The organism is Paenibacillus piscarius (assembly GCF_022234545.1).
GTDB lineage: Bacteria > Bacillota > Bacilli > Paenibacillales > Paenibacillaceae > Paenibacillus_AQ > Paenibacillus_AQ piscarius.
In genome coordinates, this window is the sequence record NZ_JAIEUI010000010.1 from 224029 (window position 1) to 234067 (window position 10039).

Genomic DNA, 10039 nt, shown 5'->3' on the forward strand with positions numbered 1-10039 from the left:
ACCAGCACCCCTTACCCCCGGACACCGTCCAGTCCGGGCACCTTGCGTTCAAGCACACGGTAATAGATATCTTCATACTGATTGGTAATCATGTCCCTGCTGAAGTCGTGGCAAGCCCGCTCCAGGCAGGCTTGCCGGAAGCGCTCCGCCATCCCTTCATCCGAGAGCAGACGCACAGCATAATCCGCCATGGCTGAAGTGTCTCCGACCGGAGCAAGGAAGCCTGTCTTGCCATGCTGGATCAGCTCGGGGATCCCCCCGGTCTGCGAGCCGACTGTCGGCACACCGCAGGCCGCCGCTTCCAGGGCCACCAGACCGAAGCTCTCCTTCTCGGAAGGAAGCAGCAGCAGATCTGCCAGCGAGATCACCTGGGCAATCTCATCCTGCTTGCCGAGGAAGCGGACTCTGTCGTCCAGGCCCATCTCGCTGATCTTGGCCTGAATCTTCGGCAGATCCGGCCCTTCGCCGACCAGCAGCAGCCTGGCGGGCAGCTTCTGATTCACCTTAGCGAATACATCCACCACATCGCTAACCCGCTTAACCGGACGGAAATTACTGATATGCATCAGAATCTTCTCATCCGGCGCGGCGAAGTCGCCCCGCAGCTCAGATACATCCCGCGGATAATAGACACGCTTGTCCACGAAGTTATAGGTCAGATCAATCTCACGGGTAATGTCCAGCGCTTCCCTAGTCTGTCTAATCAGATCATTAGAGACCGCAGTCACAGCGTCACTCTCATTAATGCCGAGCCGGATCAGATCCTTAAGGGATTCATCCTGGCCCAGCACCGTAATATCTGTACCATGCAGCGTAGTGACCACCTTGATGTCGTTGCCGAGAATCTGTTTGGCCAGATAGGCACAGACTGCATGGGGTACAGCATAATGTACATGGAACAGGTCCAGATTCTGCATTTTGGCTACCTGGGCCATCTTGTTCGCCAGTGCCAGGTCATACGGCGGATAACGGAATACATAATAATCGGTAACCTCTACCTCATGGTAGAAGATATTCTTCTGGAACGTCCCCAGCCGGAACGGGATACTGTGGGTAATGAAATGAACCTCATGGCCCTTCTCGGCCAGCAGCTTGCCCAGTTCAGTCGCCACAACACCCGACCCGCCAAGGGACGGATAACAGGTAATGCCTATTTTCAGCCGGTCCATAACGCCGCCCCTTCACTCTGCATAGATTATTACTTCTGGTAATGATGTGAATTAATTATAGCACACGGGGAGGGCTGAACAAGTCTACCGTATACGGGACCTTGCTGGCGAAGCCTTCGGCATAAGGAATAAGCCGGCGCTGGCCCAGCAGCATGTCTCTGGAGCGGACGCGCTCGACATACCCTTCAGTCAAAGGCGTGGCAACGGCATCCTCTCCAGGAACGAGTCCGAATTGCGAACGGTAGCAGGACAAGGCCTGCTCCTTCAGCGGATACTGCGCCGTAACATCGACGATCAGATCCGTCCGTCCAAGGTCATTAATGAAATAGAAATATAATTGCGGCTCAGGAATTGCAGGCTGCTCCGGCATATATTTACGCAGCTTGGCATTGAATACAGCTTCCTCTACCAGCTTGCTGCAGGCGATATGGTCCGGGTGGCGGTCCTCCCAGTATGGGGCGAACACGATCGCTGGAGCGAACCTGCGGATCTCTGCGGTTACCGCTGCCAGATGCTCTTCGGTTAAATAAAGACCGCGGTCAGGCAGTCCCAGGTTGCTGCGCACAGACACTCCCAGTAATCCGGCAGCCTGCTCAGCCTCCTGGAGGCGAAGCTGGACGGTACCATTGGAAGACATCTCTGCCTGCGTCAGATCGCACATCCCCACCTTGAAGCCCGCAGCGGTATGCTTGGCAATCGTTCCCGCCATGCCGATCTCCGCATCATCGGCATGGGCGCCGAATACGAGAATGTCCAGCTTCATGCTTCATCCACACCCGGCTTGTATTTATGTACCAGCTCACGCCAGCCGAAGTCGCCGCGGTCAATCGCCTTGACCAGAATCTCCGCGGTAGCAATATTGGTCGCCACCGGAATTCCGTACACATCGCACAGGCGGAGCAGCGCTGTAATATCCGGCTCATGCGGCTGGGCCATCAGCGGATCACGCAGGAAAATAATCAGGTCCAGCTCATCCGTGGCCACCATGGAGCCGATCTGCTGGTCTCCGCCGAGCGGACCCGACATATAGCGGTGAATGGAGAGGCCGGTGACCTCCATAATCCGTTGCCCGGTGGTTCCGGTGGAGAACAGCTGATGCCCTTCAAATACATGCTCATAAGCGGTAACGAAATTCACCATTTCATCTTTTTTGCGGTCATGTGCGATAAAAGCGATTTTTAGCATCTTGCTCTCTCCCGTCTATTCTATAAAATGCTCGAAGCCGTAAATCATGCCGGTATAGCCTACAACCTTCTGAATCCCCAGCTTCACGCCCGGCATGTATCCGGCCCGCTCGTAGGAATCATGCCGGATCTTAAGTGACTGCCCGAACCCGCCAAACACCACTTCCTCCTGGGCAAACACCCCCGGAAGGCGGACGCTGTGGATACGGAAGCCGTTATAATACCCGCCGCGCGAGCCTTCAATAATCTCTTCCTCCTCCGGATGTCCCTGGCGCAGCTCCTGGCGCGCCTCCGAGATCATCTCGGCCGTCTTGATGGCCGTTCCTGAAGGAGCATCCAGCTTCTGGTCTCCATGATATTCAATAATCTCTAAGTGAGGGAAATACTTGGCAGCCTGAGCGGCAAACCGCATCAGCAGAATAGCCCCGATCGAGAAATTCGGCGCAATCAGGCCGCCGATTCCCTGTTCTTGACATTGCTTGTCCAGCTCTTCGATCTGCTCCGGCGTGAATCCGGTCGTGCCGACCACCGGACGTACCCCGTACTTGACCGCCATAGCCGTATTGGCATATGCGGACTGCGGAATAGTGAAGTCCACCATTACATCCGCCGCAGCTCCTGCCAGTGCGCCTTCCAGGTCTGAAGTAACCTGAATGCCGCAATCCTCCAGCCCTACCAGACGGCCGGCATCACTGCCGGCCGAAGAGCGGTCAACGGCTGCCGCCAGCTCGAGTTCATCTTCCTGCAATACCAGCTTCACAACTTCTTTACCCATCTTGCCTCCTGCTCCGGAGACAATAACTCTGATCTTGTCACTCAAATGAATTCTCCCCGCTTTCCCTGGCTCTGATATTATTGTAGATAGTGTTGCAGTGACTTCTGCAGATCCTTCATCAGCAGATGCAGCCCGTCATCATCCGGGTGCAGCGACATTACTTCTTTGAGGACCGCGATGGCCTGCAGATGCTCATTCATCCGGCTGTGTGCAATTGCCAGCCATACATAAGCATCCCCATATAGCGGGTCCAGCGATACAGCTTCCTTCAGCAGCGTTACCGGATGGTACGGATTGCCCCGCAACGCCGCCTCATCCTCCAGCAGCCGCTTCGCCTCCTGCACCAGCTGCATCGCCTGCAGATGCTGAAGATGCAGCTGATACTCCGGCTTGGTCTGATCCAGCCGGCGCGCGGCTGCCGCGTGGTCCAGCGCTTTGTCCAGCATGCCGCTGCGGGCATAGGTGATGGAGCAGCGGTACCGGACCTCCGCATCATCCGGGCTGGCCGCGATGGCCGCCTCGAACAGTGTAATCGCCTCAGCGAAGTCACTGCGCAGAATCGAGCGGTAGGCCGCTTTTACATAATCATTATGATCCATATCCTCACCATCCTCACGGCTAAATCCCGTTCGTTTGGTACAGCATATGTAACATAGGCTTAATCGGTGTGTTTGGGCGTCCAGCGCCCGGCGTCACGGGTATTGAATTTATGCATAACCTTATTATGGGCTTCGGTTAAGTCAATGCCCAGCGAATTGGCGAAACAAACGGTAATGAAGAGAATGTCGCCCAGCTCCAGCTCGATTGAATTATCGGCTTCATCCGCCTTCTTCGGCTTCTCGCCGAATTGATGGTTCACTTCCCGGGCCAGCTCGCCGACTTCCTCGGACATCCGGGCCAGCATCGACAGCGGGCTGAAGTAGCCTTCCTTGAACTGTGAGATATAAGCATCGACCTCACGCTGAATGTCACCAAGACTTTTATCCATATATTGTTGTTTCACCCCCCGTATGTTCTTGCCTTCTGTTTGCCCCTATGTTATCGTAAAGACGTTTTGAAGACAAATCTTTTTTGAACAGCGTGTTAACATTTGCCCATTCTGAGGCGTAGGCGAGGGATTATATGAATTCATCAATCAAGCTCGGCACCATCAGCAAAACCGTGGCCCCCATCCTGCTCGGCGCGGCCATTTACGCATTTGGCCTTCTGTATTTCATCGTTCCCAATCAGCTGATGGAGGGCGGCGTCACGGGGATCACCATTCTGCTTAATTATGCCTTCAGCATCCCGATCTTCCTGACGACGCTGCTGATCAATCTTCCGCTCTTTCTGCTCGGCTGGAAGGTGCTGGGAGGCAATCAGATTGTATATACCGGGGTCGGCATCGGATCGTTGTCCTTCTTCCTCTGGTTGTTTGAGCGGATGATCAAATACGGGTGGATCGTGCCGTTCAGCACAGAGCATGATTTCATTCTTGCTTCATTATATGCAGGGGTTACGCTGGGACTGGGGCTGGGAATTGTCTTCCGCTTCGGCGGCACGACCGGCGGCGTCGATATTGTCGCGCGGATTCTCGGGCGCAGATTCGGCTGGAGTATGGGACAGATCATTCTGGTGGTGGATGTGGTCATCATCGGTGCCTCCCTGCTCTACATCCCCCGTGAAAAGATTCTGTATACCCTCGTCGCCGTCTTCATCGCCTCCCGCGTGATTGACTTCATTCAGGAAGGGGCTTACGCCGCCAAAGCCTTCACAATTATAAGCGACGAAGCACCGCAGATTGCCGAGCTGATTACCGCCGAACTGGAACGCGGCGTCACCCTGATTCCGGCGATCGGAGCCTATTCCAAGCAGGCCAAGCACATGGTCTACTGCGTAGTCTCCAGACAGGAGATCCGCCGGCTCAGCTTGCTGGTCAAGTCAGTTGATCCTAAGGCATTCGTGATCATTAACGATGTACACGATGTGCACGGCGAAGGCTTCCGCGAGAACTGAAATAACCCCAACAAGTATTTTGCGGGGACCCCAAAACTATCAATGTCTTCTAAAAACAGGGAGGACCCGCACGGCCCGTATGGCCGATGGGGTCCTCCCTTGTTATTTAACCGTTCTGACCATTACACCGTCTTGGTGTCCCTTTGCTGGCCTCGGTACTTGCGGTAGGCCGCGTAGGCAAGCATGGCCAGGATAAAAGCGCCTGTAAGGAACCCCCAGCCGCCGTATTCCTGCGGGGCTAGCGGCAGCGATAAGGCCGGTTCGTCGCGCTCCTTGCCGAACATCACCCGGGCCGCATCCTGTCCGTAGGACACCATCTCCACCAGACGGGTACGCTCCGGCGGCTGTCCGGAGGCCGTGGCCCCGGCGGCGTAGGACAGCCAGGAATCGAACGCATTCACCGTTTCAGCCGGCCGGGAGATGATTACCGCAGGCCGGATATTTGCGTACCTGCTCTGGAGTCTGGCAAGCGCTGCCCCCCAGCTTTTGAGGTCACCTGCGGCGGCGCTTCTCTCCATATCCTTCAGATCCTCGCGGACCAGCTTATAATATTGCAGCCACATCGGCGCTCTGGGATGATTAAGACTGTTCGCGGCCAGCCTCAGCTTCGCAGCCGCAGCCTCCCATCTCTCCGGGGAAGGCTCTGCGGCAGCCAGCGCCGACTTCATATCTATGATAACGGACGAGAGCGCATTGACGCCCTCCACGGAGGTCATCCCTTCAAAAGACGAAGAGATGAAGATCTGCGAGACCTGCTCCGCCTCCTCGCGGGCCTTCAATAGATTGCCTTCAAGCACATAGCTGTATAAGGCTTCCGCAGCCTCCTCCAGCCGCTGTGCCCCGCTGCGTGCGGTCAGTGCGGCCGGATCACTGGCATCCGTCTGCGTTGCTGCTGAAGCGATATAGACTCCTGTAACAGATAGAGCACAGGAAGCCCCCGCCTCCGCCTGCACTCCCCCTCCGCCAACACCGGTGCCGGCCAGCAGCCAGCACAGTATCATTCCCGACAGTATGAACATGGTTCTGCGCGGCATGAGACATCCCTCCCACCTTAATCTATGGCAGCGGGACAAGAGTTAGAACCGGGTCTCAGCGCTTCGCGGCGGCGGGCCGCCTGGTCCTGCCGCTGAACAGCCATGCGGCGGCGGTACTGAGCAGCGTAAGGCCCATGGTGAAATACTGCACTGCCTCAAGATCGTCATCCAGCACTGATGGAAGCCATGGGTAGACACCTTGTGAATAATCCACCATATCGTTGGCGAATGCCCACAGAAGAGCTACGGGGATCATTCTGCGGAAACTGAAGAACCGGGCATAGATCAGCGCCTCCACAGCCATTCCGGTATGGGAGATCATCAGCATCCAGTCCTTCCAGGTAATGGAATCCCCCTGGTAGCCTCCGGCCACGATGATACCGACCGCCCAGATCCCGTATTTCACCGAGGTCACGACAGCCAGTGCTTCAATCAGCTGGCGTGTCAGTGTTCCTGTGAGGCTCCTTGGCGGATAGAGCAGCAGCAGCAGAGCTAATGTGAAGAACAGACTGGCGGTGGGGCTGTCGGGTACGAACGGCAGCAGCCAGAGCGGCTCCGTCTCCGCCGTGAACTGGAGCTGGTTCCCGTACCACATATATCCGTACACCGTTCCCAGCAGATTGACGATGAACAAGAGCCAGATAATTTTTCTATCCCTGAATAACCTATCCAACCACTGACCCGGCATATGTATTTCTTCCTCCCGACTTATAACAGCTTGATGTTTCTTTACCGCTTCACACACAAAAGCCTGACCGCATGAACGATCAGGCTTGCGTAATTTTCATTTTACTGTTCACTTTTTTGTTTGGCAAGCCAGCCCGCCAGCGCATCAACATCCTGCTCGCTTAAGCCTGCTCCCATGGCCGTCTCATACATCGGCGGCATGTTCCCCTGGCCTTCCTTAATGATAGCCAGGATTGCGGCCTTATCATGCGTATCGCCTACACCGCGTAGCGAAGGCCCGCTAGTTCCCTTCAGATCAGTGCCGTGGCAGGAGATACAGGTTGCCTGCTTGAACAGCGCCATGGCCGGGTCATCCTTGTCCACAATCGCAATGCTCTTCGGCTGGACCGCACTTGTGGTCGGCTTGCCCGCCGCCTTGTTCTCTGCGGCCTTCTCCTCACGCTGGATATGCTCCGGAATCTGGTTCGTTTCCGCCATCTCATGCTTGTATTCCGTCCAGGCTGTATTGGTCAGGTAGATAATCGCTGCCAGGGACAGGAACATCAGCGAGGAAGCAATCGGTCTGCGGTAGAACCGGCGCTCCCGGCCCGTATCCAGGAATGGGGCAAGCAGCAGCGCCCCGAAGGCCACGCCCGTCACGCCTAGCGTACCTAGCACAATGTAGTCACCGGATGCATAAGGCAGCTTCAGATACTGATAGAGGAACAGGAAATACCAGTCCGGGATGGGAATGACCGATGCTGCCGGATTCGCAGGGAACCCGAGCGGCGCCGGCTCTGAGATGGTCAGGACCAGAATGCCTACCAGCACCACTACGCCCACCATCCATTCCTTCAGCAGGAAGTTGGGGATGAAGGCCTCTGATTTGCCCGGATATGCGGTGTAGTCAGGCGGGGTAATGAACCCGTTGCCCCTGCGGACCCGGGAATCCCCGACATAGACCACCTTCTCTTTGGAGTCGTCTCCGTGTGCCATGACAGTGCCTCCTATAATGGTATTTTACAATGGACCGGAAATGCCTTGTCTGCGGATCATGATGAAATGTCCGACCAGCAGTATAAGCAGGACCGCCGGGAGGAAGAATACATGGAGGGCGAAGAAGCGGGTCAGCGTCTCAGCGCCGGCAATGGTACCGCCCTGCATCAGCTCCTTCAGCACCGGTCCCATGAACGGAACCGAATTGGCAATCTCCAGCGTAACCTTGGTGGCGAAATAGGCTTTGTTATCCCAAGGAAGCAGGTAACCAGTCAGGCCCAGGCCCAGCATAACGAAGAAGATTAACATGCCTACGACCCAGTTCATCTCACGCGGAGCCTTGTAGGAGCCGGTGAAGAATACGCGCATTGTATGCAGGAACATCATGACAATGACCAGACTTGCGCCCCAGTGATGCATCCCGCGGACGATTTTACCGAAGGCTACCTTGGTCTGCAGATATTCCACACTGGCATAGGCATTGATAATATCGGGCACATAATACATCGTCAGGAACATACCGGACAGAATCTGGATGACGGTAATGAAGAAGGTCAAACCGCCGAAGCAGTAGACGAAGGCCGAGAAATGATGCGCCGGATTGACATGCTCGGGAACCTCGTGGTCGGCCACATCTCTCCAGATCGGTGTAATATCCAGACGTTCGTCGATCCAGTTATATACGTTTTTGAACACGCCCTTACGCCTCCTTCTTAGCTTGCGTATTCGGAACGATTTCTCCCAGATACACCCAGCCTCCGTCAATCTTCGTGGTGTACTGGTCCAGCGGCTTGGCCGCTACAGCCAGCTGCTTGCCCTCTTTGGTATAGCGGGCGCCATGGCAGGGGCAATGATATTCATCGGGATACGTCTTGTTGTTGTTCCAGCCCACCGTACAGCCCAGATGCTTGCAGATCGGTGAAAGCGCATAAATATCTCCGTTCGCGCCTTTCCTTATCCACGCTGTCAATAGCGATGTACTGGCATACCACCCGTCCTGCTGCGGAAGCTCGAAGGTGAACTCCTGAGGCACGTCGGTGATGGCCGACACCTCTGCGACCTTGATGAAGGTTCCCTCGCCCTTTTTATGTAAGATCGGGTCTACGGCAAACCGGACCATTGGCATTAGTGCGCCAACCCCCATAAAAGCGGTAGCTCCGCCGAGCGTATACGTCAAAAATTGTCTGCGCGACATCTCTTTTCGGCTAGGCGGTTTAAGCGGATGGGAATCCTGGTCTTCGTTAAGGCTGCTCATACTGTGTGTAACCCCCTTTTCAAAATTGGAGAAGGCACAATACATTTCTGTCAATTAATCCGTTTTCAATGAAATAAATCACATGACATATAAGTTCATCCTTATCATAGCTTAGCGGTCCAAAACCCGTCAAGAATATTGTCTAAATTGTGACAGGCGTTTGAGGCTGTTTTTTAATAAATTGTTGATTTTTCGTCACATTTAACTCATTTTCCTCTCTCCCACAAAGCCTGAATTTCTCTCCGCACATATGCACTGACCGGGATCTCCGAATCTGCTGCAATTGCAGGCAGGCAAAGGGTTAAATCGCTTTCAACCATCTCCCCGGCAGGGAGCATTTCGTTGGCAGACAGCACAATAGCATACTGGAAGCCTATGGATTTGACTTTTCGGCAAACCTCATTCAGCATAGCCGTGCTGCCTTGCCCCGCATACTGCACTGCAGGGTAGGTTACGATCCGTCCCTGAAAAGGCTTCTCCACCAAATCCAGGAAATCGCGCTGCCGTTCGAGGGCATAAACCGTCTCGGGCGGTGTCTCTGTGCCCTGCAGTCCGCTGTAAGGAATCACACAGGTATCATAGTAATGTCCGTCCGTCTCCCAGGTCTTTCTGTCAAAATCACTAAATTTCATAGATTGCCTCCTTCTGGCCGCTCCTGCAGCGACATTAATCACTATTACAAGCATCATAATCAAGCGGAGGCTGCTTGGCAATCACACGCGCAAAATAACCCCACAAAGCGGGGCTTTAACGTAGGTGATGACTCAGGTACTTTGCGGGGACCCAAAACCTATAAATTATCTCATGCGAAAACGGCTATGCCGTCCTTTTTAAGGACTACACCCGTTTCAGCGAGAAATATAAGGATAAGTTATGGTGTGAAACATATACATTCTTATCTAGAGTAAAGGGCTGGTATAACCCAGCCCCTCCTCATCAAACCGTACGTGAGGTTTTCCCTCATA

Annotated in this window: 13 protein-coding genes; 1 reads left to right on the forward strand and 12 read right to left on the reverse strand. The window is 54.7% G+C overall.

All coding sequences use genetic code 11. The annotated features are described in order from the left end of the window. Positions 1 to 11 precede the first annotated feature (11 nt). From bshA to K1558_RS17785, 6 genes are read right to left on the reverse strand one after another with little or no spacing between them, the layout of a single operon-like run. Positions 12 to 1169 carry an N-acetyl-alpha-D-glucosaminyl L-malate synthase BshA gene (gene bshA / locus K1558_RS17760; protein WP_238652982.1) on the reverse strand — a complete coding sequence of 386 codons (1158 nt, stop codon included), beginning with the start codon at positions 1167 to 1169 and terminating at the stop codon, positions 12 to 14. A 55-nt stretch (positions 1170 to 1224) separates the two neighbouring features. Continuing rightward, a complete protein-coding gene (gene bshB1, locus K1558_RS17765; protein ID WP_238652983.1) occupies positions 1225 to 1932 on the reverse strand; it encodes a bacillithiol biosynthesis deacetylase BshB1 in 708 nt (235 codons plus the stop codon). Beyond that, positions 1929 to 2354: a methylglyoxal synthase gene (mgsA, locus tag K1558_RS17770; protein WP_238652984.1), complete on the reverse strand. Its 426-nt coding sequence runs from the start codon at positions 2352 to 2354 to the stop codon at positions 1929 to 1931. The genes bshB1 and mgsA overlap by 4 nt, the downstream gene beginning before the upstream one ends. 15 nt (positions 2355 to 2369) lie before the next feature. Next, a complete protein-coding gene (gene dapB, locus K1558_RS17775; protein WP_238652985.1) occupies positions 2370 to 3173 on the reverse strand; it encodes a 4-hydroxy-tetrahydrodipicolinate reductase in 804 nt (267 codons plus the stop codon). Between the two features lie 32 nt (positions 3174 to 3205). Then, entirely contained in the window at positions 3206 to 3727 is a 522-nt protein-coding gene (locus K1558_RS17780; protein ID WP_238652986.1) for a tetratricopeptide repeat protein, read from the reverse strand. Positions 3728 to 3786: 59 nt separating this feature from the next. Continuing rightward, positions 3787 to 4116, reverse strand: coding sequence for a nucleotide pyrophosphohydrolase (locus tag K1558_RS17785; RefSeq protein ID WP_238652987.1), 330 nt, complete (start codon positions 4114 to 4116; stop codon positions 3787 to 3789). Positions 4117 to 4250: 134 nt separating this feature from the next. On the opposite strand from K1558_RS17785, the gene K1558_RS17790 reads away from it, so the two are divergent. Beyond that, a complete protein-coding gene (locus K1558_RS17790) occupies positions 4251 to 5123 on the forward strand; it encodes a YitT family protein (RefSeq protein ID WP_238652988.1) in 873 nt (290 codons plus the stop codon). 122 nt (positions 5124 to 5245) lie between these two features. On the opposite strand, the gene K1558_RS17795 is transcribed toward K1558_RS17790, so the two are convergent. From K1558_RS17795 to K1558_RS17820, 6 genes are all read right to left on the reverse strand, one after another. Continuing rightward, on the reverse strand, positions 5246 to 6157 hold the full coding sequence (locus tag K1558_RS17795) for a sporulation protein YpjB (protein WP_238652989.1): 912 nt from the start codon (positions 6155 to 6157) through the stop codon (positions 5246 to 5248). A gap of 55 nt (positions 6158 to 6212) precedes the next feature. Beyond that, positions 6213 to 6845 carry a DUF1405 domain-containing protein gene (locus K1558_RS17800; RefSeq protein WP_238652990.1) on the reverse strand — a complete coding sequence of 211 codons (633 nt, stop codon included), beginning with the start codon at positions 6843 to 6845 and terminating at the stop codon, positions 6213 to 6215. A gap of 101 nt (positions 6846 to 6946) precedes the next feature. Further along, the gene (locus K1558_RS17805) at positions 6947 to 7819 is read right to left on the reverse strand and encodes a menaquinol-cytochrome c reductase cytochrome b/c subunit (RefSeq protein ID WP_238652991.1); all 873 of its coding nucleotides are present in this window, start codon (positions 7817 to 7819) and stop codon (positions 6947 to 6949) included. Between the two features lie 24 nt (positions 7820 to 7843). Beyond that, positions 7844 to 8515, reverse strand: coding sequence for a menaquinol-cytochrome c reductase cytochrome b subunit (gene qcrB / locus K1558_RS17810; RefSeq protein WP_173129040.1), 672 nt, complete (start codon positions 8513 to 8515; stop codon positions 7844 to 7846). Between the two features lie 4 nt (positions 8516 to 8519). After that, positions 8520 to 9074 carry a Rieske (2Fe-2S) protein gene (locus K1558_RS17815; RefSeq protein ID WP_238652992.1) on the reverse strand — a complete coding sequence of 185 codons (555 nt, stop codon included), beginning with the start codon at positions 9072 to 9074 and terminating at the stop codon, positions 8520 to 8522. A gap of 206 nt (positions 9075 to 9280) precedes the next feature. Next, complete coding sequence (locus K1558_RS17820) at positions 9281 to 9706, reverse strand: DUF2487 family protein (protein WP_238652993.1); 426 nt, start codon at positions 9704 to 9706, stop codon at positions 9281 to 9283. Positions 9707 to 10039 lie beyond the last annotated feature (333 nt).

Coding starts and splice junctions, on each gene's coding strand:
- K1558_RS17795 (WP_238652989.1), bottom strand. CDS start 6,157: ATGCCGCGCAGAACCATGTTCATACTGTCGGGAATGATACTGTGCTGG.
- bshB1 (WP_238652983.1), bottom strand. CDS start 1,932: ATGAAGCTGGACATTCTCGTATTCGGCGCCCATGCCGATGATGCGGAG.
- bshA (WP_238652982.1), bottom strand. CDS start 1,169: ATGGACCGGCTGAAAATAGGCATTACCTGTTATCCGTCCCTTGGCGGG.
- K1558_RS17815 (WP_238652992.1), bottom strand. CDS start 9,074: ATGAGCAGCCTTAACGAAGACCAGGATTCCCATCCGCTTAAACCGCCT.
- K1558_RS17805 (WP_238652991.1), bottom strand. CDS start 7,819: ATGGCACACGGAGACGACTCCAAAGAGAAGGTGGTCTATGTCGGGGAT.
- K1558_RS17790 (WP_238652988.1), top strand. CDS start 4,251: ATGAATTCATCAATCAAGCTCGGCACCATCAGCAAAACCGTGGCCCCC.
- K1558_RS17785 (WP_238652987.1), bottom strand. CDS start 4,116: ATGGATAAAAGTCTTGGTGACATTCAGCGTGAGGTCGATGCTTATATC.
- K1558_RS17800 (WP_238652990.1), bottom strand. CDS start 6,845: ATGCCGGGTCAGTGGTTGGATAGGTTATTCAGGGATAGAAAAATTATC.
- K1558_RS17820 (WP_238652993.1), bottom strand. CDS start 9,706: ATGAAATTTAGTGATTTTGACAGAAAGACCTGGGAGACGGACGGACAT.
- mgsA (WP_238652984.1), bottom strand. CDS start 2,354: ATGCTAAAAATCGCTTTTATCGCACATGACCGCAAAAAAGATGAAATG.
- K1558_RS17780 (WP_238652986.1), bottom strand. CDS start 3,727: ATGGATCATAATGATTATGTAAAAGCGGCCTACCGCTCGATTCTGCGC.